Annotated in this window: 18 protein-coding genes and 2 pseudogenes; 3 read left to right on the plus strand and 17 right to left on the minus strand. The window is 37.0% G+C overall.

All coding sequences use genetic code 11. The features are described from left to right. Positions 1–10: 10 nt before the first annotated feature. The 11 genes and pseudogenes from JOC31_RS04160 to JOC31_RS04210 form a co-directional block, all read right to left on the minus strand. Positions 11–1,684, minus strand: coding sequence for a carboxylesterase family protein (locus JOC31_RS04160; protein WP_205016911.1), 1,674 nt, complete (start codon positions 1,682–1,684; stop codon positions 11–13). Between the two features lie 4 nt (positions 1,685–1,688). After that, entirely contained in the window at positions 1,689–3,203 is a 1,515-nt protein-coding gene (locus JOC31_RS04165) for a prolyl oligopeptidase family serine peptidase (RefSeq protein WP_205016946.1), read from the minus strand. Between the two features lie 103 nt (positions 3,204–3,306). Continuing rightward, a pseudogene (locus JOC31_RS04170) lies at positions 3,307–4,725 on the minus strand (PTS transporter subunit EIIC); the annotation flags it as partial. A gap of 435 nt (positions 4,726–5,160) precedes the next feature. Next, the gene (locus JOC31_RS04175) at positions 5,161–6,021 is read right to left on the minus strand and encodes a YitT family protein (protein WP_205016913.1); all 861 of its coding nucleotides are present in this window, start codon (positions 6,019–6,021) and stop codon (positions 5,161–5,163) included. A 9-nt stretch (positions 6,022–6,030) separates the two neighbouring features. Further along, positions 6,031–6,912 (minus strand): YitT family protein, encoded by an 882-nt coding sequence (locus JOC31_RS04180; RefSeq protein ID WP_205016914.1) that lies wholly within the window; start codon positions 6,910–6,912, stop codon positions 6,031–6,033. A 31-nt stretch (positions 6,913–6,943) separates the two neighbouring features. After that, positions 6,944–7,885 (minus strand): YitT family protein, encoded by a 942-nt coding sequence (locus JOC31_RS04185; RefSeq protein WP_205016915.1) that lies wholly within the window; start codon positions 7,883–7,885, stop codon positions 6,944–6,946. Positions 7,886–7,962: 77 nt separating this feature from the next. Further along, positions 7,963–9,717, minus strand: coding sequence for an aspartate--tRNA ligase (gene aspS / locus JOC31_RS04190; protein WP_205016916.1), 1,755 nt, complete (start codon positions 9,715–9,717; stop codon positions 7,963–7,965). A gap of 149 nt (positions 9,718–9,866) precedes the next feature. Then, complete coding sequence (locus JOC31_RS04195; protein WP_205016917.1) at positions 9,867–10,511, minus strand: TMEM175 family protein; 645 nt, start codon at positions 10,509–10,511, stop codon at positions 9,867–9,869. Between the two features lie 82 nt (positions 10,512–10,593). Beyond that, positions 10,594–11,319: a MerR family transcriptional regulator gene (locus JOC31_RS04200; protein WP_205016918.1), complete on the minus strand. Its 726-nt coding sequence runs from the start codon at positions 11,317–11,319 to the stop codon at positions 10,594–10,596. 156 nt (positions 11,320–11,475) lie between these two features. Next, positions 11,476–12,753: a histidine--tRNA ligase gene (gene hisS / locus JOC31_RS04205; RefSeq protein WP_205016919.1), complete on the minus strand. Its 1,278-nt coding sequence runs from the start codon at positions 12,751–12,753 to the stop codon at positions 11,476–11,478. A gap of 248 nt (positions 12,754–13,001) precedes the next feature. Beyond that, positions 13,002–14,372, minus strand: coding sequence for a PTS transporter subunit EIIC (locus JOC31_RS04210; protein ID WP_205016920.1), 1,371 nt, complete (start codon positions 14,370–14,372; stop codon positions 13,002–13,004). A 208-nt stretch (positions 14,373–14,580) separates the two neighbouring features. Between JOC31_RS04210 and JOC31_RS04215 the strand changes: the two genes are divergently transcribed. The 3 genes from JOC31_RS04215 to rpmG all read left to right on the plus strand — a co-directional run bounded on the left by JOC31_RS04215 (position 14,581) and on the right by rpmG (position 16,878). Next, on the plus strand, positions 14,581–16,431 hold the full coding sequence (locus JOC31_RS04215) for an APC family permease (RefSeq protein ID WP_205016921.1): 1,851 nt from the start codon (positions 14,581–14,583) through the stop codon (positions 16,429–16,431). A gap of 99 nt (positions 16,432–16,530) precedes the next feature. After that, a complete protein-coding gene (gene rpmF / locus JOC31_RS04220) occupies positions 16,531–16,713 on the plus strand; it encodes a 50S ribosomal protein L32 (RefSeq protein WP_000290414.1) in 183 nt (60 codons plus the stop codon). A gap of 15 nt (positions 16,714–16,728) precedes the next feature. Then, a complete protein-coding gene (rpmG, locus tag JOC31_RS04225) occupies positions 16,729–16,878 on the plus strand; it encodes a 50S ribosomal protein L33 (protein WP_001265622.1) in 150 nt (49 codons plus the stop codon). A 90-nt stretch (positions 16,879–16,968) separates the two neighbouring features. On the opposite strand, the pseudogene JOC31_RS04230 reads toward rpmG, so the two are convergent. The 6 genes and pseudogenes from JOC31_RS04230 to JOC31_RS04260 all read right to left on the minus strand — a co-directional run. Next, positions 16,969–17,358 (minus strand): annotated as a pseudogene (locus JOC31_RS04230) (tyrosine-type recombinase/integrase); the annotation flags it as partial. Positions 17,359–17,526: 168 nt separating this feature from the next. Further along, positions 17,527–17,805 carry a type II toxin-antitoxin system YafQ family toxin gene (locus JOC31_RS04240; RefSeq protein WP_074627363.1) on the minus strand — a complete coding sequence of 93 codons (279 nt, stop codon included), beginning with the start codon at positions 17,803–17,805 and terminating at the stop codon, positions 17,527–17,529. Then, positions 17,798–18,046 carry a type II toxin-antitoxin system RelB/DinJ family antitoxin gene (locus JOC31_RS04245; RefSeq protein WP_012962243.1) on the minus strand — a complete coding sequence of 83 codons (249 nt, stop codon included), beginning with the start codon at positions 18,044–18,046 and terminating at the stop codon, positions 17,798–17,800. Before JOC31_RS04245 ends, JOC31_RS04240 begins: the two co-directional genes overlap by 8 nt. Before the next feature lie 154 nt (positions 18,047–18,200). Further along, positions 18,201–20,369: a peptidase domain-containing ABC transporter gene (locus JOC31_RS04250; RefSeq protein WP_205016922.1), complete on the minus strand. Its 2,169-nt coding sequence runs from the start codon at positions 20,367–20,369 to the stop codon at positions 18,201–18,203. Positions 20,370–20,551: 182 nt separating this feature from the next. Continuing rightward, positions 20,552–21,709 (minus strand): ABC transporter permease subunit, encoded by a 1,158-nt coding sequence (locus tag JOC31_RS04255; protein WP_205016923.1) that lies wholly within the window; start codon positions 21,707–21,709, stop codon positions 20,552–20,554. Continuing rightward, positions 21,709–22,575 (minus strand): ABC transporter ATP-binding protein, encoded by an 867-nt coding sequence (locus tag JOC31_RS04260; RefSeq protein WP_205016924.1) that lies wholly within the window; start codon positions 22,573–22,575, stop codon positions 21,709–21,711. The genes JOC31_RS04255 and JOC31_RS04260 overlap by 1 nt, the downstream gene beginning before the upstream one ends. Positions 22,576–22,603 lie beyond the last annotated feature (28 nt).

Raw genomic sequence — 22,603 nt, forward strand, 5'->3', positions numbered from 1 at the left:
GACTTTTATATTACTTAAACTGAGAGTCAACAACAGAACTAAACCAACGTCCATTCAAAACTTGAGTATTCATTTGATATTTTAAGGAATCTGATAAAGTCGTGTCAGCATTCATTTGAGTAAGAACCTCTTCAGCGGTTACATTATCCTGACTAGACATAATTTTCTTCTTATTCTGATTAGCTGTTATAGTCAGTACTTGATTATTATCTGACCATGAAGACCACCTTGTTAAATTTGCTTTATTAGGATCACCAGTATCTAAGAATTGCTTCAAATAAAGTTTAAAATCCTTAGACATAGCTTGCGCACCTTTATTATCAAAACTATTACCAATAATACTGGCATAATTGGATGGACTCTGTAACATAGGTTCAAAAATACCATGAAAAGCTCCAAAAGTTCTGGCTAAATCCGGAGTCACTTGACTATCGTCACCGTAAGAAATTTCTCCTATATAAATAGGTGATTTATAGTTACCTGATAGTTTTTTAGCACTCTCCACTCCATTTGATAATCGGTATAATTGCCCTCCATAGTTTTTGACGTAATCAAAAGCAGCCATTTTTTCTGAATCATGAAAAATCCTCCCACTAGTAAAATCTCGTGCAAAATAATTATCGTAGGCAGCAAAAAGAGAAAATTCATTAGTCCCAGTAAATAGAAGAAGGGGAACATCATTAAAGCTACTTGTAGAAAAACCTTCCTTAGGAATAACCGTTCCGTCCTTATACAAATGTGGAAAAACGCTCATTCGAATAGCGGCATTATCCATCAACTGCGCTAATCGCTCTGCTGATAAGCCGGCTAAGTAATCTGCTACATCAGAACCACTCGTTAAGAGCCATTTTTGTGCTTCCTCCTCGCTAGACTTGACGCCATCATTAACAACTAATGGTGCAATTGCTTTAGCAAAAATAGTCTGGCTATCTGACATATCAGCTAATGTCATACCTCCACTAAAAGAGATCGCCTTATTATACTTTCCTTTAAACATAGGTGAAATCAGAGTTGCCATAACATCGCGACCTCCTGCTGAAAACCCTGCTAAGGTTACATTATCCTTATTCCCACCAAATGTCTCAATATTACCTTGTACCCAGTCCAAGGCTGCTAAGATATCAAGTAAAGCATAATTTCCTGAATTTTTTTCTGCTGTTCCTGTCTTCAATGCTTGAAGAGGGTTGAACCCGAAAACACCCAGACGATAATTGACAGATACATACACCGCATTGATATCATTAACAAAATCATTTCCCTGTATTTCCTGAGCTGTACCTGTCTGATTATTACCTCCATGGATATAAACAATGACAGGTAAATTCTTGTCAGAACTATTAGGTCGGCTAATATCTAAATTAAGAGCGTTCTCAATTCCTGAAACCTTGCCACTTGAAAACTGGATATCACTTTCACCTGCCTTTGTAGCATCTAGAGTTTCGCTCCACTTATCTACTCTAGTTGGAGCCTCCCATCTCTCTGCTTTAGCATAAGGAAGACCTAACCATTCCAAAACATTATGATCTTCATCCTCATGCCCCTTAATCTTCCCCCCGGTTACAGTCTGTACCAAAGACCTATTAAAATTATTCTTGTCCTGCTTCATATTCTGACTAGTACAAGCCACCAAGCTAAGACAAGTCAGTCCTATCACACCTAATACTACTAATCTTTTCATCTTCATCTTGCTACTCCTTTTTTTCTTGGGCATTCATCCAATCAAAAATATTATGATAATTAGTATCTCCGACAACTACTTGTGAACGACCTCCTTGATTTTTATTATCTGGGCTAAATCCTGCTAGACCACTACTGGTTTTCACTGTATCTGTATTTTGAACTCCTGAAACGCGATCATTAAAAAAGTAAAGCCACGACCAGTGTCCCATATATGATACACCTTTCATATCACTCCCTTCTACTGACTCATAGTAAGACATCCATTTATTGCTAGCTCCACTATCAACCAATGCCTTATAAACTGGTAGAGCGTACTTACTTGGATCAACGACACTGTCATTAGAAGCATGAATAAACCAGATTGGAGTATCCTTAAGTGCTGCAATCTGCTCTTGGTCAAAATTAACCTGATCAGTGGGAACAAAGGCTGCTCCCGACAAGCTGGTGTCACTTGGAACAGTCACGTAAGTACCATCAGCATTACGTTCGTACTGATAGTAAGAGTAGGCTGCAGCTTGAGGAACCAATGCAGCAAAATAACCTGGATTTTGGATAGCCAGATTCAACGTCATGTAACCTCCATTAGACCCCCCTGTCAGATAGATACGATTACTATCAACGTCAGGATGCTTAGCAACATAATCTTTGATAGTATCCATCAAAATTTCAGTGTAACGTGACTTACCCGCACCAGCTCCATTAGTTCCATCACCTTCATCCATCCAATAGGTGGGAGCTTGCACAGCCAACACATAAGCGCCACTTTGTTTTCCAGATTTAAAGTGAGATTGGATAGACTGACTTGTCAGAGCTGTTACTTCATTGCCCAGTAAGGTAATATCTGTATCAGTACCACCTTCTCCTTGGCCATGGAGCCAAATGATTAATGGATTTTTAGCACCTGATACCAGCTTTTTAGGTTCGTAAGCAGCATAATTTAGCCTTAACTCCTCATCATCCTGAGTTAAGGGATTAGTGTAGGTCCCTGAATAACTAGAACTGTCATTAAATACCTCTAGCTGCTTAGAGCGACGGTTCGAGATTGCATCCCTAGTACTACTAAGTGCTACTGTTTTCTTATTTGATGTCACCTGTAGGTTATAAACGGAGACAGGATAGCTTGTAACCCAGTTATTCTGATAGGTTTCCATGTTATAGGAAAATGGCGTTGCTTCAGCAGCATTTGTATCAGTATTGAAAGTCACAGGCATCTGAATCGTAATATACCTACTAGACTTATCAATCTTATCTCCATCCTTATCAGATAGATAAACCTTTTGAACTTGACGATTAACACCTGCGGTCTCTACTTTCAGACCTTCCTTCGAAACAGATGATACTGCATGATCCAGGGTAAGAACGATTTTAGGAACTGCTGGACCAAACTCATAACCTTGAATGACAATAGCAGTATCAGAAATAGAAACAGATTCTTGCGCAGCAACAGGATAGCTCGTCGCAGTTAATAAACCCACTCCCCCTAGAAAAGTAATAACCAATGATTGAGACAAAGACCTTTTCATCATTAAAACCTCACATTTTCTCAATTATTAAAAGACTCACATAAAGACAGAAAAGATAATACACTTCACCATCGAGTATATTATCTTTTGCTATTTATTTATCGTAAAGTTTAGGAATTTTCACAAATTGTGTCAACACAAAGCCTAGAATAAGCGAACCCACAACTGCTACACCATAGTGAATCATGCTTGTAATGTTACCGTTGGGTGCGATATAAGAAGGAAAAGCGAAAAGTCCCATACCACCCATAACATAGCCTGTTACATCAAAGAAACTTTGATAAGCCCCGAAGATAGCTCCTACAATACAAGTTACAATAAAAGGCGTACGCATTGGAAGTGTAATACCGTATATAGCTGGTTCTGTAACCCCAAATAAAGCTGATATAAACGCTGGCACTGCAAGTTGTTTCACCTTAGATTCTTTTGTACGTATCATAATGTTAAGGAGTGATCCAGCTTGGGCAAAACAAATAGATACCGTAGCAACCAAGAAAGTGGATTGTCCGTGAGTTGCCATATCAAGAATAGCAATCGGAACAAGACCCCAGTGCAAACCAAACATAACAAGAACTTGCCAAGCTGCTCCTAGAACGAAGCCGTAAATAATTGGATTAAAGTCGTAAACCGCTTGGAAACCAGCTCCTACAAGATCAGATGCCCAAGTCATTAGAGGACCAATGACGATAAATGCCAACGGTGCCGCAATAATCAAAGTAAAGAAAGGAACGATAAATACTTTCACCACATCTGGAATAATCTTGCTAAAGAAGGCTTCTATTTTTGATCCAGCATAGACAGCCAATATAATTGGTAGAACTGTTTGAAGATAGCTTGAACTTGGAAAGATAATAGGTAACCCTAAGAATGTTGCATAAACTGGTGACTCAATAATAGACCCTGCAAACAAGGTGTAGAGTGGCTTATCAGCTGTGAAACTTGCTGCAATATTGGGATAAACAAGAGCAAATGACAATGCCATTGCTGTAAATTTGTTCATTTTAAAACGATTGGCAGCATTGTAGGCAAGAATTATTGGTAAGAACTGGAAAAAGCCGTCTCCAACTGCATTTAAAACGACATAAGCACCGTCTGTTTTTGGAACTCCAAAAGCTACCATCAAAGCTACTACACCTTTTATCATACCTGTAGCAGAAAGAGCTCCTAGCATGGGTTGAAAAAGACCTGATACCAGAGCGATAAATTGATCAAATAAATTACCTTTTGGTGCATCCCCTTCATCAATATCGAGGCTACCATCTCCAGTAATACCTGCAACTTTCTGCACATCTGCATAAACATCTGGAACATGATTACCAATAACAACTTGGTACTGACCTCCTGCTTTAACAACGGTCACAACACCATCACGCGCCTTAAGGTAATCATCGTCTGCTTTAGTCTCATCTTTTAAATTAAAACGAAGACGCGTCACACAGTGTTTCAAACCTACGATATTTTCTTTACCACCAACATGAGCGATGATATCTTTAGCAAGTTCAGTGTAATCTTTTTTTGACATGTTAAACCCTCCTAATGCTTTTGTACAATAAGAAAAACCTAAACAAATACCAAATAGGCCTGTGAGACTGCATTCACATCCATATCTTGTATTCATTTAGGTTTTGCCTGCTAAACAGTAACAATCCTTATAAGACATATCCTAAGTTAAAAACCATTATTTTGCAAGCGTTTTCTTGGAACTTCCTAAGATAGTATCATTTTTTAAAAGAATAGTATTAAAAATGAGAGATGAGAATCGGTAACCTGACAATATCGCTTGTATCAGTAATACCCTATCTTTCCCTGATGACCTGAAGCAGTCTATTCAAAGGTAGGCTTCGAAAAGTTGATAAAAAGTCTCAGCGCTTGCAAGTCAGAGGTACCCGCTGACCTAACCGTCCACTGCATCACACTATCACAAAAGAGGTTAGACCTTGGTCTTAACCTCTTCTTGCTATTTATCATAGTTCTTTCGTCTAATATTAAAGTCCGAGCTGACAACCTCATCAACATCAATAACTGATATAAAGGCATCTGGATCAATATCAGACAGAATCGCCTTAACATCTCGTACTTCACCGGGATTAAGCACTACGTAAAGTACCTTGCGGTCACGACCCGAGTAAGCCCCTTGACCTTTAAAATAGGTCACACCTCGATTGATTTCTTTAAGAATGGCTTGCGCTGCTTCTTCTGACTTCTCTGTCACAATCAGCATGCCGCGAATAGTATAACCACCATTTTGAACAATAGTTAGGACCTGACTAAAGACAAAACTGACAACAAGTGTGTAGAGCATGTGCTTTAGATCAATGTAGCTCAAAGATGCCACCAAAACAATAACATCAATGAAAAGGAGCGTTTGTCCCAGCTTAAATCCAAATTTTTCTTCTATGACACGACCAATGATGTCGGTACCGCCAGTAGTTGCTCCATAGCGAAAGACCAAGCCACTTCCAGCTCCAGAAAAAAGACCAGCTACAACAGCTACTAGCATCATATCATCTTCCAAACCCAAATTAAGTGGCACTAACTGCCAAAACCAAAGGAAGACTGACATCAACACGGTACCATAGATTGTCAAGACTAGTGATTTCTTACCTAACACTCTGGCTCCTAATATGAACAAAGGAATATTTAAAAGTAATGATGATACTGCTGGATTAATGCCAAACAAAGCATGAATGATCAACGTAAGCCCTGAAATACCACCCTCTGCCAAATGATTTGCCATATTAAAATGTACAAAACCAAAAGTATAGATAGCAATCCCTACAGCAATTAAAGTCAAATTCTTTATTTGCCTTTTAATCATAACTCCTCCCTACAATTTCAATTGTTTATGATATTTACTTCGAGAAACGATAAATTCTGGACTAACAACCTCATCAACATTAAAAATGGATAGAAAGGCTTTACTATCAATATCAGCAACGATTCGCTTGACTTCCCTTGCATCTGTTGGACTCAAGACGACATACATGACTTTCTTATCATGACCAGAGTAAGCTCCTTCACCCTTGAGATAAGTTACCCCACGTCCTAGATCCTCCATGATACGCTTAGAAATAGCTTCCGATTGGTCTGAAATAATAAACATGCCACGAACAGCATAACCACCATTTTGAATGAGGTTAACCACCTGGCTATACATAAAACTAGCAATCAAAGCATACATCATCTGAGGAATAGAAATATAAGTCAGAGACAAAATCATGACAAAAATATCAAAACCTAGAAGAGCTTGGTTAAGCTGAATACCTAATTTATCTTCGATAACACGCGCAACAATATCTGATCCACCGATAGTTCCACCTGACCGAAAGACCAAACCGCCTCCCATCCCTGCTATTATCCCTGCGAGCAAAGAGACAACCAAGTTATCCTGCTGCAAGTCCACGTAGAAAGGGATTCTTTGAAAAAGCCAGATAAAGAAATACATGGCAGCAATCCCCTCAATTGTATAGACCATGGCACGCTTACCGAACAGATAAGCACCCAAGGCAACCAAGGGAAGATTGACCAAATAACCTGTATAGGTCGGATCAATACCAAATAAGGCATGAAAAACCAAGGTCAAACCTGCAATGCCATTGGCAGCGATATTATTTGCCATGTTGAAATAGACAAAGCCAAAGGCATAAATGGCGGCCCCAAAAGCAATCATAACAACATTTCGTAGTCTGAGTGTATAATCAACCTGCATGACGTCTCCTAAAACTTCTCTTCATCACTAACTAATCCATATCAACGAATCGTCCCATAACATGAACATTCTCTGCAATAGAAACAAATGCCTTAGGATCAGCTTTCCCCATATAGTGTTTAAAATCATTGTATTCTTCACGAGTGATAATTGCTAGTAAAACAGACTTTTTCTCATGATTATAGGTGCCTTCTGCATCATTAATACAGGTCACTCCCCGATGAAGTTTCTTATGAATCATTCGGATGACTCGATCGGGGTCACTAGTCACAATCATGGCTTGCATTTTCTTTTGCTTAGTATAAATAGCGTCTGTCACACGACTAGATACAAAGATTGTAATCATTGAGTAAAGAGCGTATTGCCAACCAAATAAAATACCTGCAAAGGTCATGATAGCCGCATTTACCATCAAAGAGATACGACCAACATCACGACCAGTGTGCTTACGAATAGTCAGACTGACAATGTCCGTACCCCCACTAGAAATACGAGAGCGTAGACCATAGCCAATACCAGTTCCCATAACCAAGCCACCAAAGATAGCATTAATCAAAGGATCTTGAGTCAGTGTCACTTTAGGCACTAGCTGGATAAAGACCGAACTAAGTGTCACTGTGATAAAGGTGAAAACGGTAAATTTATGACCAATCTTATACCAAGCCAATATCAAAAGAGGAAGATTGATTGCATAAAAAGTCACTGAAACCGGAATATCTACCCCTATCGTACGCTCACTGATAGCGGAGAGAACCTGCGCTAGACCAGTCACACCGCTAGAGTAAACATGACCTGGTTGGAAGAAGAAATTAACTGCAATCGCCGAGAGGAGACCATAAAGCAGAGAAGCGGAAATCTTCTCTGCGTACTTTTCTCTTGAAATACTTCTGAGGGTTTTCAAAAGTCCAACTTTCTTTGCCTCTCGACTAATAAAATACCTAAGCTTTTTCTTAAATCTTGTTTTTCGCTTCATTGCTCTGTTTCCTTTATTTGCTACAAGCAAATCAGTAGAATCGTGTCATTCTATTAGCCTAAAGAGATAGACTCAGCCTACTCTTCTGTTGATAGATCAACTGTCAAAGCAAGCTCATCAAGTTGTTTGTCTGCAACCACACTTGGTGCTTGAGTCATTGGGTCACTAGCCTTGTTATTTTTAGGAAAGGCGATGACTTCACGGATATTATCTTTACCTGCAAGCAACATCACGAAACGGTCAAGACCGATAGCAAGTCCACCGTGTGGTGGGAAACCGTAATCCATAGCTTCCAAAAGGAAACCGAATTGTTCATTGGCATCCTCTGCTGAGAAACCAAGAGCCTTGAACATGCGCTCTTGCATCTCTTTTTGATTGATACGGAGACTACCTCCACCGAGCTCATAACCATTTAAAACAATATCGTAGGCAACAGCACGCACTTTGGCAAGATCTCCTTCAAGCTCGTGAGCTGAATCTTCCGTTGGCAAAGTGAATGGGTGGTGAGCAGACATATAGCGTCCCTCTTCCTCAGACCATTCGAACATTGGCCAATCAATAACCCAGAGGAAATTGAATTTAGTATCGTCAATCAAATTAAGCTCTTTAGCAATGCGTCCACGCAAAGCACCCAAAGTATTATTGGCAACTTCAAGCGTATCAGCTACAAAGAGAACCAAGTCATTCTCTTCAAGTTGTAAAGTATTTGTCAACTTGTCTTCAATTACTGTCAAGAACTTAGCTACTGGACCAGCAATCGCTCCATCAGTCACTTTCACCCAAGCAAGTCCTTTGGCACCGAATTGTTTGGCAAATTCAGTCATCTTATCAATGTCTTTACGTGAGTATTTATCAGCATTACCTTTTACAACGATAGCCTTAACTGCCTCAGCTTCTGAAAAGACTTTGAAGTCAACTCCCTTGACAACCTCTGTCAAGTCTTGTAAAAGCATCTCAAAACGTGTATCTGGCTTGTCTGAGCCGTATAAGTTCATCGCATCGTCATAAGCCATACGTGGGAATGGCAAGCTAACGTTGATACCTTTTGTATCTTTCATGACCTTAGCAATCATGCCTTCAACAATATCCTGAATATCTTGATCATTAAGGAAAGATGTTTCCAAGTCAACTTGTGTAAACTCAGGTTGACGGTCACCACGCAAATCCTCATCACGGAAACATTTGACGATTTGGTAGTAACGGTCAAAACCAGCATTCATCAAAAGCTGTTTCGTAATCTGTGGGCTTTGTGGCAAAGCATAGAAGTGACCTTGGCTCACACGAGATGGCACAAGATAATCACGAGCCCCCTCTGGTGTTGATTTGGTCAACATCGGTGTCTCCACATCAATAAACTCAAGTTCATCAAGATAGTTACGGATTGAGTGTGTCACCTTGGCACGCAACTTAAAATTTTCAAGCATTTCTGGACGACGAAGGTCAAGATAACGGTATTTAAGACGATTATCGTCTGAAACTTCAACACCGTCTTTGATTTCAAATGGTGTTGTTTTAGCAGTGTTCAAGACTGTCAAACTTGTGACTTTCAGCTCGACACTACCCGTTGGCAGATTGTCATTCGCCTGCTCACGTGCTGCGACCAGTCCAGTTACTTCAACAACAAACTCATTACGCAAACCTTCCGCAGTAGCCATCACATCAGCTGAAACCTCTTCAGGATTGATAACCAACTGCATGATACCTTCACGGTCACGGAGATCAATAAAGATAAGCCCTCCAAGGTCACGACGGCGACCAACCCAACCTTTAAGGGTGATTTCTTGTCCGATATGCTCAGCACGGACACGACCTGCATACATTGTACGATTCATAGTAATAAATACTCCTTTTCAGCCCCTCGCAAAAGTAAGCTGTCATTTTTGTTTCTGAGACCTCAGGGTACTCTAGTTATTCTTAATTATTATAGCAAAAAGAAAAAGAAAACCCCACCCATTGAGGTAGAGTTTTTACAAAAATAAGGTTATTTTTCGTTACGTCTGGAACTACGTTTTGCCATCATCTCTTTCAATGCCTCATCGTCACCCCAGTACTGCTCAACCTTTCGGTCTCGCAAGTAACTACTGATAAAATCGGCAATTGGAAGAAAGAGGTAAATGTAAACACCAAATCGTCCCAAATAGCTCGCTACAATAATCAAGATAATATTCACGATGATTCTAAAAAAGAAGATACGCACATAAAAATCAAACAGATGTTGCTCAACTTCTGTTCTATTCCCATGCGACAACTCCACAATGGGAATGAGGTTCACGAGAGACATGACCAAAAGATTAAGTACACCAAAGATGATAATGGCAACCTGCGTATCATCATAAGAGACTAACAGTTTGATAGCCAGAGGAAAGAGAGTCATCAAAGCATGGGCTACCACGTCGATAAGAAAACTCTCTGACCTAGCGATACGTTGACGACCGATGATTTTAGCACGACGGTACCAGATATTACTAAGCAAGACAAAAGAAATCAAGTAAAGACTGACTTCCTTGATAAAATCAGGTAGTTGCTCACTGGTTGTCGGTGCCTTAATCTCCAAAACCAAAATGGTCATGACAATAGCGATAATAGCATCACTCAAAACATCAAAGCGTTCAATTATTTTTTTCATGAGTTATTCCTCCACAAATCTTCCCACATTATAGCAGATTTTTCACTGGATGCACATGAAAAGGCTGAGGAAATCCCTCAACCTACTTACTTTCTTTCGCCAATTCTAAGCAATAAGATTTCTCGTGACAATGAGGACAAGTCAACCTGCGAGTTCTTGGAGTATGGCCTGCAATAGCAAACTCTTTGAAAGAAGGCTCAAAGGTTTGATGGCAGTTTGGACAGAGATAGATAAACTGTCTTCTGAAATAAATAACTGAAACGTTAAACCCTACAACAAAGGTTAGAACCGCTGCCCACAGTAACCATCTGAGATTGAAATGAGTACTTGTAAAAACAGCTAAAGCATATGAGACAACCTCGGCAGCTAATATCAAGTACATCTTCCACTGCAGTTTCTTCCAAGCTTTTTGATTGGTCATGGTTAGGGAAATATCTGCTAAAGCCTCACTCGAAGTCACTCGGTGATGTTTGGTAGCGTCAAGAAGATTGACAACCCTGTCAAGTTTAGCCTTTTTGCTAGCAATCTCTGTCTTTAGGTCTCTTACTTGCTCTCTCAGTAACAAGTCTAAAGTCTTTTCAGAACTAGCATCTGCTAGAAAGTACCTGATTTGTTCCAGAGAAAAATCTAAATCTCTCAAAAAGACAATCACTTGCAACTGCTGTAAATCAGCTTGACTATAAATCCGACGACCACCTTCACTAACCCTACTAGGACGTAAAATACCTTTTTGGTCATAGTACTGAACGGTTCTAACTGTTACACCAGCTAACTTAGCGACTTCTCCAGTAGAATAGCTTTGCGACATTCCTGTCACCTCCTTTTAATGAGATACACATTCCTGTGTTCATACTCATTCTAGCTCACGACCCTAGGTCATATACAAGCCCTAACCTTGGATGATTTTTACTTTTTTGACAAAAATATTCTCAAATGACAAAATGGTCACTTGAGAATGGGTTTCTTAGTTAAGTTTTTCTAAAAGGCTAGCGAAGTCTGTTTTAATCTCTTCAAGACTTGCTGTGATTTCTTGGCGTGTTTGATTATTTTTAAGCGTTAACTGACCACTCTCAACTTCGCTTTCTCCAAGTGTGATCAGTGTTTTTGCTTGGAAAGTATCAGCTGACTTAAACTGAGCCTTGATCTTGCGGCCAAGGTAGTCACGCTCTGCTGAGAAACCTTGCTTGCGGATAGCTTGAACAAGCTCCAAAGCTTTGCTATTGACAGAAGAACCTAAAACGGCGATATAGACATCAAGGCTCTCTTCAAGTGGCAAGTCAATCCCTTGCTTATCAAGGATAAGGAGAAGACGCTCAAGCCCCAAGCCGAATCCAAAACCAGCAGTCTCAGGACCACCGAAGTACTCAACCAAGCCATCGTAACGACCACCCGCACAGATGGTCAAATCAGACTTGTCAACCTTAGTGATAAACTCAAAAATCGTATGGTTGTAGTAATCAAGACCACGCACCATGTTGGTATCAATAACATAAGGGATGTCAAGAGCCTCAAGCATCTCACGAACGGCATCAAAGTGCTCTTTACTTTCTTCATCAAGGTAGTCTAAGATTGACGGTGCATTTTCAACTGCAGCCTTGTCCTCTTTTTCTTTAGAGTCAAGCACGCGCAGCGGATTTTCTTCCAGGCGACGCTGACTGTCCTTTGAGAGACTATCTTTCATTGGTGTTAAATAATCAATCAAAGCCTGACGGTAAGCCACACGACTAGCAGGGCTGCCAAGTGAATTGAGATGAAGCGTGATATCTTTGATACCAAGGTCTGTAAAGAGATGATAAGCCATTGCCATTGTTTCGACGTCAGTCGCAGGATTTGGCGAACCAAAAGCCTCGACACCAATCTGGTGGAACTCACGCAAACGACCTGCCTGCGGACGCTCATAACGGAACATAGAGCCGATATAGTACATCTTGACAGGTTTTTGAACTTCTGGCGCAAAGAGCTTGTTCTCCACAAAAGAACGCACAACAGGTGCTGTCCCTTCTGGTCGAAGCGTAATATGACGGTCACCCTTGTCATAAAAATCATACATTTCCTTGGTCACAATATCAGTCGTGTCACCGACAGAACGACTGATGACCTCATAATGTTCAAACATAGGTGTGCGAATTTCACCGTAGTTGTATTTTTTAAAGGTCTCGCGAGCAAAGTTTTCAACATACTGCCACTTTGCTGCTTCTTTCGGCAGAATATCCTGCGTTCCCTTAGGTTTTTGAAGTTTCATAATAAGATACAAAGGTCGTACAGAAAGTAACTGAAATTTAGGAAACCGGATAGAAGTCCCAATTTCTAAGGCGATTATCTATTTTCCACGCTTTCCAACCATATTCAGTTTACCTGACAGGTTTACAGACCTTCTCCTTTCTCTATTCTCGTAATCTCCTATATTTTACCATGTTTTCAAACATTTTTCGATAGGAAAAAAGAGCGGGTTGAAAATCAACCTGCTCTCTAAATAGCCCTAACTCTTCTTTAATCTTCTTTATAAAGAATAAAAGTGACTACAAATGCGACAACGACTGACAAAGCAATTCCAGCTAGAGCCACATATAAATAGTAAAGAGTATTGTCTCCAATATAGGCTGCTACTGTTAGCAATCCTGGCGATCCACCTGAAAAATTTCTAGCTCCCATAATACCTAGGAAGAAACCACCAATACCTCCGGCTGCCATACTACCAATCAAAGCAGCACGATTTTGCAAGGTCACACCATAAAGTGCTGGTTCAGTGATCCCTAAAATAGCTGTCAAACCTGCAGATGAAGCCAAGGCTTTTTTATCTGGATCCTTTGTTTTAAATGCAATCGCTAGTGCAGCTCCGCCTTGCCCAACGTTTGATGGTAACATACCAGGTTGAGCAATGGTGTCATATCCAATTGTCATTCGATTATTGATTCCCAAAGATACCAAACCATAATGTGTTCCTGTCATCACAAGGAAAGGAGAGAAGGTTCCAACCAAGGTCGGAACAACCCATGGACCGAAATTCTCTAACCAAGTAAAGAAGGCTGCTAACCAATCCCCTAAAATAGAACCAATTGGACCAATGACAACCAGGGCAAGAACTGCTGTTACTAGTGTCGTTACTGCAGGGACCAAGAAGAATTTAACAGATTTTGGTGACCAACGTTCCATAAATCGCTCAATGTAAGCCATTAACCAAACTGATAAAATAACTGGAATAACAGTTGATGAGTAAGAAACTAGACTGATAGGGAGGCCGAACAAACTTAAACTTGTTCCAGACTCTTTAGCTGTTGTCACTAAGGTTGCAAAAGTTGGATGTAGTAAAATTGCCCCAATCAGCATCCCCAAATATTGATTTGCCTTGAACTGACGTGCAGCAGTCCCCCCAAGAAAGATCGGGAGGAAGTAAAAACCAGCATCACCAATAAAATTGAGGATTTGGTAATTATAATCTGTCACCGCTACTAATTTAAAGACAACAAGAAGAGACAATACCGCTTTAATCATACCTGCAGCAGTGATGATTGGAAGAACAGGAGTAAAGATACCTGATATTGCAGCTAAAATAGTTTGCCCTAGACTCTTTTCACTGTCTGATTCAGTCCCTGCCTTAGTCTCCAAAGCGTCATCTCGTCCTAGAGTTTCCAAAACAAAGCGATAAACTTCCTGAACATCAGGTCCAATAACAACTTGATACTGACCACCACTTCTTGCGACACCAATGACACCTTGAAGCTCCTTCAATGCTTCATCATTGGCTAGATCTTCCTGATTTAACGTCAAACGAAGACGTGTTGCACAATGAGTGACAGTCTCGATATTTGATTCTCCACCCACATTGGTGACAATATGCTCTGCTAATTTGCGATAAGTCATAAAAACCTCTTTTTTTATTTTAGTTTCTCTATCATATCGTAAATAGCTATAGGCGTAAAATATATATTTCCTATGATTTTTAATAGTTATTAACTATATCCTTTTTACAGTTCTTTTGTAATCTATTTGTTACACAAAAATATTGCTTTTACGCTCTAATAAGACTATAATGCCTTCATATTGTTTTTATTTCGGAGGAAAATTTAGGATGTTCACAAAAATAAAAAACGTCCTTTTAGGGTCTCCCCTAAAATCTGATGATGAGTCAGGAGAAAATCATCTTCTTGGCAAATCTCAAGCCCTAGCCATGCTTTCAAGCGATGCTCTGTCTTCTATCGCTTATGGTCCTGAACAGGTGATCTTAGTTCTGACAGCCCTATCTGTCGGTGCCATTTGGTGGTCTTTGCCTATCGGAATCGGGGTTATCATCTTACTAATCAGTCTGACCATCTCGTATAGTCAGGTTATCCACGCTTACCCAAGTGGAGGCGGAGCCTACATGGTGTCTACAGAAAACCTTTCCCCTAGCTTAGGATTATTGGCCGGTGGTAGCCTTCTTATCGACTACATGCTGACAGTGGCTGTCTCTGTCTCCTCAGGTGCGGATGCCATTACTTCTGCATTTCCCGACCTACATCCCTATAATGTACATATCTCTATTATTTTAGTGCTTATTTTGATGTTGATGAATTTGCGTGGTTTGCAAGAGTCCGCTTCTGCTCTCTTCATTCCAGTTTATCTCTTTATCGCATCCACACTATTTTTATTGATTTTTGGGCTCTTTAAAATTGCTACTGGACAACTAGACTACTCAGCCACCGCACATGTTGGACAGCACATCTCTGGCTTGACCATCGTCTTACTCCTTCGAGCTTTCACTAGCGGATCGGCCTCACTAACAGGGGTTGAAGCAATTTCGAATGCTGTTCCTTTCTTTAAAACACCAAAAACCAAAAATGCCATTCAAACCTTAATCACCATGTCAATCATTCTTGGGTTTATGTTTGTGGGTATCACGTTCTTGAACTACTGGTTAGGTATTTTGCCCTCTAGTCATGTGACAATACTGGCTCAAATTGCTAAAAAAGTATTCGGTTCGTCTATTATTGGTCGGATACTCTTTTATATTTTTCAATTGGCAACTGCCTTAATTCTAGCTGTCGCAGCAAATACAGGCTTTTCTGCCTTCCCTATTTTGTCCTTCAATATGGCAAAAAACAAATACATGCCACACCTCTATCTCGAAAAAGGCGCGCGTCTTGGATACTCTAATGGGATTATAACACTAGCGCTCGGTGCGATCATCTTACTCATCGCTTCAAATGGGTCTACTGAGGGACTCATTCCACTATACACTATCGGAGTTTTCATTCCCTTCGCCCTTGCACAGACCGGTATGGTACTCTACTGGAAAAAGCAATCTCCACAACATTTTCTCAAAAAGGCAGCCACAAACCTTATCGGGGCACTCATTTGTTACAGCATCATCGCTATATTATTGATTTTCCGTTTGGCTGCTATTTGGCCTTTCTTTCCAATTATCGGCATTCTCATGGTTATGTTTTATGCTATCAAACGTCACTACACCAATGTTGCTAAACAACTCCGTATCCAAGAAAGTGAAGCTAGAGCCGTTCACTACAAGGGAAATCGAGTTCTCGTTTTGATTGGTAATCTCACTCAAGCTAGCGTAGAAGCCATCAGCTATGCACAATCTCTAACCCCTCATGTCACAGCCCTACACGTCTCTACCTCTGAAACAAAGGAAAAAGACGATGAACTACAAGAAGATTTCAAACGAGAGTTCCCTGATGTACAGCTTGTCAATATTGTTACAAGTTACCGTGACGTCATCAAACCTACTGTTGACTATGTTAGTCAAGCAAGTCAGGAAGCACGTGACCATCAAGAAACACTGACCGTTCTAATCCCTCAGTTTGTTCCTAAAAAATCTTGGCAAAATCTTCTTCACAACCAAATGAGCCTTCGTCTCAAATACTACCTTCGTTGGCACGAAGATATTGTTATCGCATCTTACTCTTTCCATTTGAAAGACTAAAAAATCTGTCAAGTAACTTTACTTTACAAAAAAGATATGTTATTATGTTACAGTTGATGAAAATCAAGAACATTAAAAATTAATCGGAGGAAACAAAAAATGGCAGTACCTGCACGTCACACTTCAAAAGCGAAGAAAAACAAACGTCGTACACACTACAAATTGACTGCACCATCAGTACAATTTGACGAAACTACTGGAGATTACTCACGTTCACACCGTGTATCACTTAAAGGATACTACAAAGGACGTAAAATCGCTAAAGCTAACGAAGCTAAATAATAGAAGGGAGATACCATGCGCGTAAATATTACACTTGAACACAAAGAATCTGGTGAACGCTTGTACCTTACTTCAAAAAACAAACGTAACACTCCAGACCGTCTTCAATTGAAAAAATACTCACCAAAACTTCGTAAACACGTTGTTTTCACTGAAGTTAAATAATTGAATACATTAAAAGCCTACGAAATCAACGTTTCTAGGCTTTTTTAGTTCAAAAATAGCATTTTTGACTGATTTTTGACTGATTGGATATTAGTCAGATAATTTTTCATCCAAATTCATCATAACATCTTTCATATATCGCTTCTCTTTTTTCAATACATGAAGATAAACACGTTCTATTTCCTTTGAATCTTCCGCATGTCCAACTAACGAACGTATAGTCTCTAATGGAACTTTTTCACTCGCCAAAATAGAAACAAAACTATGACGAAACATATGAGGAACAACATGGATAGGTCTTCCAAAATCTAAATACTCATCTATATCCTTATATGTTTTTCCTGACTTTTTATTATACTTTGCTGATTGACTTTTACCTCCTCTTAAAAAAGCTGATATTTCATTATGATAAAGAGGAGAACCCTGTTTATTCCCCTTTCGGACGTACGTTCTAGTAAAAATATATCCTAAATCAATATAATCTTTGAACACTTCTTCATACTCTAAAAAATCTTCATCACCGAAAAATTCTTTGACATCAACAGGATTATCAAAGTTTACCTTTTTAGATGGTATCTTTTGCTCTAACCTTTTGATAAATTCCCTATTACTCAACTCGTTCATTTTATCACTCACGATACTTCTTTTTTAAAATAAATCCGAATGACTACCCGTTCGCACTAAGTTTAAAATCAAATTATCATTATCAATCTGATAAATTAATAACCAATCAGGCTGAATATGACATTCCCTAACATTTTGGTAATATTTACTTGCCACTAATTGGTGGTCTCTATATTTTTCTGGTAAACTTTCACCCTTTATTAAAATTTCTAAGACTTCCTCTAGTTTAGAAGCTTTTAAACCACGTTTTAAAGCTAGTTTATAATCTCTTTTAAACTGTCTGTGATATTTAATTTTAAGCATCTAAACTCTCCATCAAACTTTTAACATCAGTAAATTCCTCACTCATATTAACCCCCTTTACGACATCATCAAGAACAGGAGTTAATTCATCAGCTTTAATAACAAAAGGAATACTACGAGTAACAAGAGATTGCTTTATAAACAAGCGTAATGCACTAGATAAATCTAGCCCCATTGATTTATAAAGTTCTGTTGCTTCCTTTTTCATTTCATCATCAACTTTAAATGTAATTGTAGTCATAAACCATACACCTCTCTTCTTATATTAACATTATATCAACAACGTTAATATATGTCAAAAGATATACTATAAGTACAACAAAAAATCTATTTAATACACAGTTAAGTGCATTAGTAAAAAAACTAATGCACTTTATTCTATATATATTTTAATTTCAGTCTTTCACTGCTTTTATATTCTCTACACTACCATCATAGACTACTTTTCCTTTATCTATCATAACAGCTTGATCAATATATTTTACAAAATCTAAATCATGAAATATAGTTATAATAATCATATCATTTTTTATAATTTTTAAATGTTCAAAAACTTTTCTCTCTGATTCTTTATCCAAACCACTAGTTGCTTCATCTAACAATAAAACATCAGGATTACTTAGTAAAGCTCGAACTATTCCTATCTTTTGTTTTTGTCCTCCTGATAAATTCTCTCCATTTTCTAGCAAAAATAAATCTAAATCATTCCCACCTACAACTAGATTAAATAAATCAAATTTCTGACAAAGATCAATCATTTGTTTCTCTGATATTTTTAAACTTCCCAAAGTTAAATTTTCTCTCAACGTTCCCTCAAATACATATGGAGATTGACTAACATATGATAGTTTTTGCCTTATATCCGATAAAACATCTTTCGTCAATTCCATTTCATTAAAAAATATTTTTCCTCTTGTAGGATAAATTAAAGTAGCAACCATTTTTAAAAGAGTTGATTTTCCACTACCATTTCCTCCCAATATCCCTGTAATAGTACCAAAATCTATCACTAAATTAATATCATTAAGACTATTAGCTATCAAATTATAACTATACTCTACACTACTCAATGTTATTCGTTTAATTTTTTTATCAGTTAATATATCACTTTTATTTAAAGAGTATTCTTCCTCAACCGCAAAAACATCTTCCAAACGACTAATAGAAATCAATACATTTTGAAATTCTCCTATTGTTTTTATAATATTTTTAACAGGTATAGTAAAAAAGGAAGCTAAAGATTCAAAAGCTATCAAAGCTCCTAACGAAATAGAATCCGAAACAACTAGCTTTCCACCTAACAAAATAATAGCAATTGTTCCTACCGATTCTACAAAAATAACTAAAGAATCTAAAATATTTTTTAAATTTAAACTTTTAAAAATCCCCTTCGATAATTGATGAATTGTATAACTAAATTTTTGTACAAACCTCCATTCGCCTTGATATATTTTTATCGTACCAATTCCATCTAACACCTCATTTAAAGTCGTTACAGAATCCGAATGTTCTTTTTGAATATCTCGATTAGCATTTTTCAATGGTGATATAAAAACAATCGTTAAGATACTATATAGCATAAGTACAATAAATACTAAAATAAATAATAAAGGACTTATTAGCAATAAAATAATTGCCCCAACTATTGCCATTATTGTATCTAATATAATTGATAAAAGCGCATTAATTCCTTGATTTTGAATTTCAATAATATTATTATATCTAGATAAAATACTCCCTGAATCCGTTCTATCTATAAATTCCAAGGGTAAACCAATCACATGATTAAAAAATAGCATCATCAAATTATTGTTTATTCGTTCAGAAATTTTAGCTAAAGTAAATCCATTTAATATATTAAGAATTAATTGAAAAATATAAAGTAGTATCAAAACTAAAAATAATAGATTGATATTAGAAATAAGTTGATCTATAATTCCCCCAACCGTAGTTACAGTCTTTTCAGATGATATTACACTATCAACAACATTCTTGTAAAAGAATGCCCCAAGCATTGAAATTAAAGATATACATAATGAATATACAATCACATAAGAAAAATTCTTCCTATCTTTGACCATAATTTTTCTTAGCATACCATATGTAATATTAACTTGCTTTGTCTTTTTACAACTCTTTGTTTTTTCAAAAGTTAAAATTGATCCAGTCCATTTCTGTAAAAATTCTTCAAAAGACAGTCTCTTGTTACCTTCACTAGGATCAAAAATCAACATCTTACTATGACAGATTTTATATACTACAACAAAATGTCCTAAAAAGCGATCGTTTTGAAAATGAGCTATAAAAGGCAGAGAAATGTTCTTTATTTTTATCTCATCTAATAATTCATCAAAAGTACCATTTAAAGCCTCAGATGCCAATCCATGCCTTTCTGCTATTAAACTCAATGTATAAAGATTGGAGCCTGATTTATCAACTTTCAATTCCTCTTTTATTAAAGACAGTGATGCATTATTTCCAAAATAATTTAGAATAGAAGTCAAACATGCAGCACCACAGTCCTGAGTGTCATGTTGTAACACTCCTTTAAAACGCCCTAGCATATACCTCTCCTCAAAAAATTTTAAAAAAATAAAAAGGATTTATCTGAAATAATTTATCAAATAAATCCTTACTTGTGATTTTTCCGTGATATAAGCTAAAATTTTTATCTGATAACTAATATCATTCACTATAATTAGTACTAAAAACAGTAATTATCATATAACTTCTACAAAAATAATCATTATGAAATATAATAATTTTTTTGATAAGTATATACTGCAAAAATACTTAACATACTACCAATCAGTGCTAATGCACAAACAACTCCTAGATTTATCCAAAAATTATTGAAAAAGAAATTCTCAGCAAAACCCATATGTTTCAAAATATTATCTAGCGTAAAATTATTAATTGGCATATATTGCTGCACTTTACTGAAAAAACTACCACTCATTAAAACTTTATCAAGTCCTTTAGGTAGAGCAATTACTCCCAAAGTAACTAACATTGTTGTATATGATGAGTTCATCAAGCTTGAAATTAACATAGTAATACTTGTTATTAGGATAATATTTAAAAACTGAATAAATAAAAGAACAAGAAGCACTTGCAAATTATTCATAGTTACAGGAAAACTGAATGTTTTCAAATAAAAGTTAGCCTGAATACTACCATCCCAACCAGAAAATCCATAAAAATAGGTATATTCTGCTAAAATCATCAGCATTGTCATAAAAAATATAAAGATTGAAGAAGTGAATCCCGCCTTTATTTTTTCCACAGTTAACTTATTACGCCCATACTTCGTTGTTAAAAGTATATGATCCATTTTTTGAGATTTTTCATCTGAAAAAATCCTTGAATTTATAACAATAATAGCAACAATCATTGGTATAAATATTGCAGTTATTGCCTTAAAAAGATCTGACCATGAAAAATATGAAGTTATTTTTAAATTTTTGATTGAATCATTAATATTCAAACTAGACAAAGGCTTTATATCAACTTCATCTATTGTTACATTTGGATCTTTAGCAACTAAACTAGCTAGATTATTTTGAGTATCTAGTAAATTATCTGCTATATAGTAAGAAAAAACATCCATGGGCTTATTAGATATTTTATTTGAGTTACCAACTTTTTCTTTATAGAATTCAAGATAATTTGCTAAAATATCTTTTATCTTACTATCGTCTAATTTCCCTTCAAATTGCTTAGCTACTTTTTGATTATACTGAATAGAATTCCTTGTCGAAATTCCAACGCCTGAAGCCATTTGTGAATTACTAAAATTTATCCATAATATACCAAATACTACAATTACTAAAGTTAGTATTGTAAATAAAAAAGTATTATTATGAAATATTTTTTTTAATTCAAATCTATACAATTTTTTCATCAGCTTTCTCCTTGATTAGGAAAATAATACAAATAAACATCCTCAAAGTTTGGAGTCACCGATTTAAAATTCCCATTTGGTATAGAATCCGATACAATTCTTAAAATCATTTTATCTCCATTAACTCTTTGATTTGATACTGTGTAATCAAGTTTTAAACACTCAGCACTATCAAAATCTGTCTCAATTTCCCATACCTTATTGCTTAATTTATCTAAAAAATATGTTGGTTTTCCCGTATCTACAATATTTCCCTCTTTTAAAATAATAATTTCATTTGCTATTGATTCAATATCTCCAACAATATGCGTTGATAAAATAACTATTCTTTCCTTGCCAAGAGAACTTATTAGATTTCTAAATCGTATTCTTTCTTTAGGGTCTAAACCAACTGTTGGCTCATCAAGAACCAAAACTTTAGGATCATTAAGTAAACTTTGTGCTATGCCTAAACGTTGTTTCATCCCCCCAGAAAATGTTTTTATTTTATTTTGTGATTCCTTAGATAAACCAACCAATTTTAGTAGCTCTTCACACTTTTCATCTAAATTCTCTTCAATTCCCTTTAGAACTCCCATATATCTAAGAAAGTCTAACGCCAAAAAATTAGGATAATACGAAAAATGCTGTGGTAAATAGCCAATACTATTGAGCAGTATCGTTTTATCTAAAAGAATATCTTTATTGTTAAAAATGACTTTACCGCCAGATGGTTTGACAAGTCCACAAATAATGTTAATGAGAGTAGTCTTACCAGCTCCGTTAGACCCTAGCAGTCCATATACACCATTATTAAATTCAAAGCTTATATTATCAACAGCCATTTTTTTAGAATAATTTTTTTTAATATTTTCTAACTTTAGCATTTTCTTCTCCAAGAATACCAAAATAGCT

It is taken from the genome of Streptococcus saliviloxodontae, from assembly GCF_016908655.1.
GTDB classification, from domain to species: Bacteria; Bacillota; Bacilli; order Lactobacillales; family Streptococcaceae; genus Streptococcus; species Streptococcus saliviloxodontae.

What these genes read in the sequence shown, in the direction of transcription:
- JOC31_RS04240 (WP_074627363.1), bottom strand. Translation starts at nt 17,805, where the DNA reads ATGCTTAAAATTAAATATCACAGACAGTTTAAAAGAGATTATAAACTA.
- JOC31_RS04260 (WP_205016924.1), bottom strand. Translation starts at nt 22,575, where the DNA reads ATGCTAAAGTTAGAAAATATTAAAAAAAATTATTCTAAAAAAATGGCT.
- JOC31_RS04160 (WP_205016911.1), bottom strand. Translation starts at nt 1,684, where the DNA reads ATGAAGATGAAAAGATTAGTAGTATTAGGTGTGATAGGACTGACTTGT.
- JOC31_RS04195 (WP_205016917.1), bottom strand. Translation starts at nt 10,511, where the DNA reads ATGAAAAAAATAATTGAACGCTTTGATGTTTTGAGTGATGCTATTATC.
- JOC31_RS04175 (WP_205016913.1), bottom strand. Translation starts at nt 6,021, where the DNA reads ATGATTAAAAGGCAAATAAAGAATTTGACTTTAATTGCTGTAGGGATT.
- rpmF (WP_000290414.1), top strand. Translation starts at nt 16,531, where the DNA reads ATGGCAGTACCTGCACGTCACACTTCAAAAGCGAAGAAAAACAAACGT.
- JOC31_RS04210 (WP_205016920.1), bottom strand. Translation starts at nt 14,372, where the DNA reads ATGACTTATCGCAAATTAGCAGAGCATATTGTCACCAATGTGGGTGGA.
- JOC31_RS04250 (WP_205016922.1), bottom strand. Translation starts at nt 20,369, where the DNA reads ATGCTAGGGCGTTTTAAAGGAGTGTTACAACATGACACTCAGGACTGT.
- JOC31_RS04255 (WP_205016923.1), bottom strand. Translation starts at nt 21,709, where the DNA reads ATGAAAAAATTGTATAGATTTGAATTAAAAAAAATATTTCATAATAAT.
- hisS (WP_205016919.1), bottom strand. Translation starts at nt 12,753, where the DNA reads ATGAAACTTCAAAAACCTAAGGGAACGCAGGATATTCTGCCGAAAGAA.
- JOC31_RS04200 (WP_205016918.1), bottom strand. Translation starts at nt 11,319, where the DNA reads ATGTCGCAAAGCTATTCTACTGGAGAAGTCGCTAAGTTAGCTGGTGTA.
- JOC31_RS04185 (WP_205016915.1), bottom strand. Translation starts at nt 7,885, where the DNA reads ATGAAGCGAAAAACAAGATTTAAGAAAAAGCTTAGGTATTTTATTAGT.
- rpmG (WP_001265622.1), top strand. Translation starts at nt 16,729, where the DNA reads ATGCGCGTAAATATTACACTTGAACACAAAGAATCTGGTGAACGCTTG.
- JOC31_RS04180 (WP_205016914.1), bottom strand. Translation starts at nt 6,912, where the DNA reads ATGCAGGTTGATTATACACTCAGACTACGAAATGTTGTTATGATTGCT.
- aspS (WP_205016916.1), bottom strand. Translation starts at nt 9,717, where the DNA reads ATGAATCGTACAATGTATGCAGGTCGTGTCCGTGCTGAGCATATCGGA.
- JOC31_RS04245 (WP_012962243.1), bottom strand. Translation starts at nt 18,046, where the DNA reads ATGACTACAATTACATTTAAAGTTGATGATGAAATGAAAAAGGAAGCA.
- JOC31_RS04215 (WP_205016921.1), top strand. Translation starts at nt 14,581, where the DNA reads ATGTTCACAAAAATAAAAAACGTCCTTTTAGGGTCTCCCCTAAAATCT.
- JOC31_RS04165 (WP_205016946.1), bottom strand. Translation starts at nt 3,203, where the DNA reads ATGAAAAGGTCTTTGTCTCAATCATTGGTTATTACTTTTCTAGGGGGA.